The organism is Paraburkholderia antibiotica (assembly GCF_012927125.1).
Taxonomy (GTDB): Bacteria; Pseudomonadota; Gammaproteobacteria; order Burkholderiales; family Burkholderiaceae; genus Paraburkholderia; species Paraburkholderia antibiotica.
The window spans coordinates 1-1,378 of sequence record NZ_JABBFZ010000064.1; the positions used below are offsets into that span (position 1 = coordinate 1).

Sequence of the window (1,378 nt, forward strand, 5' to 3'; positions counted from 1 at the left end):
GAACCTATCCGTCATTTCGTGGGCGAGGCATATCATGAGGTAAAACACCATGGATATGCCGATGGAGAAGAAGCCGAAACGTCGCACAATCGCGTCTCAGGCAGCGGCCCGCGGGCCGCTGCCTGCCTTGCCGGAAGGCATGCTGGACGAACTGGTCAAGGGGCCGATGACGCCCACGCAGGTCAAGGACCTGATGCTCGCCTTCAACAAGGCCGTCATTGAACGCGCCATGGGCGCCGAAATGAAATTGCATCTGGGTTATCCGTCTGGCCAGTTCAAGCCGGACGGTCAGACCAACGAGCGCAATGGTGCCACTGGCAAGACGATCATCACCGACCACGGCCCCCTGCGGGTCGATCTGCCGCGCGACAGGCACGGCAGTTTCGCACCGGTCCTGATTCCCAAACACGAACGCCGCTTCACCGGCTTTGATGAGCGCATCATTGCAATGTACGCCCGAGGCATGAGCGTGCGCGAGATACAGGCGTTTCTGGCCGAGAGCTATGGCACCGAGGTGTCGCCCGACTTCATCAGTTCGGTCACCGACGAGGTGATGGCCGAAACGCTTGACTGGCAAAGCCGGCCGCTCGAGGCGATGTATCCGGTCGTGTTCTTCGACGCACTTCGCGTGAAGATCCGTAGCGACGGCGTGGTGAGTAACAAGGCCGTATATCTGGCGCTGGGCATTCAGGCCGACGGCCAGCGTGACGTACTGGGCCTGTGGATCGAACAGACCGAAGGCGCGAAGTTCTGGCTCAAGGTCTTCAACGAACTCAAGACGCGTGGTTGCCAGGACATCCTGATCGCCGTGGTCGACGGTCTGAAGGGACTGGCCGACGCGATCGGCACGGCCTATCCGCGCACGACCGTTCAGACCTGTATCGTGCACCTGATACGCAACAGCCTGGAATACGCAAGCTACAAGGATCGCAAGGCTGTCGCCGCAGCGCTGCGACCGATATATACGGCTGCGAGCGAGCCGGCCGCCCAGCAGGCGCTTGAGGCATTCACCGAAGGTCCATGGGGCGTGAAGTATCCGACCATCGTGCAATCCTGGCAGCGTGCGTGGGAAAACGTCACGCCGTTCTTCGTGTTTGCACCGGAAATACGACGGGTGATTTACACCACAAACGCCATTGAGAGTCTGAACATGCAACTGCGCAAGATCATCAAGACCCGCGGACACTTCCCTAACGATGATGCCGCTGTCAAGCTGTTATGGCTGGCACTGCGCAACGTCCTCTCGAAGTCCGTACGCACCGCCTTCGACTGGAAATCAGCCATGAACCAGTTTGCCATCCTGTTCGGCGAGCGTTTTACGCTTGCCCGCGGGTAATCCTTTTTTAACTGCCTCGCACACAAAAAGACGGACAGGCTC

At 59.4% G+C, this 1,378-nt stretch carries 1 protein-coding gene; it reads left to right on the forward strand.

The features are described 5' to 3' along the window. Window positions 1-55: 55 nt before the first annotated feature. Window positions 56-1,336: an IS256 family transposase gene (locus tag HHL14_RS32745; RefSeq protein ID WP_169501739.1), complete on the forward strand. Its 1,281-nt coding sequence runs from the start codon at window positions 56-58 to the stop codon at window positions 1,334-1,336. Window positions 1,337-1,378 lie beyond the last annotated feature (42 nt).

Coding starts and splice junctions, on each gene's coding strand:
- HHL14_RS32745 (WP_169501739.1), top strand. CDS start 56: ATGCCGATGGAGAAGAAGCCGAAACGTCGCACAATCGCGTCTCAGGCA.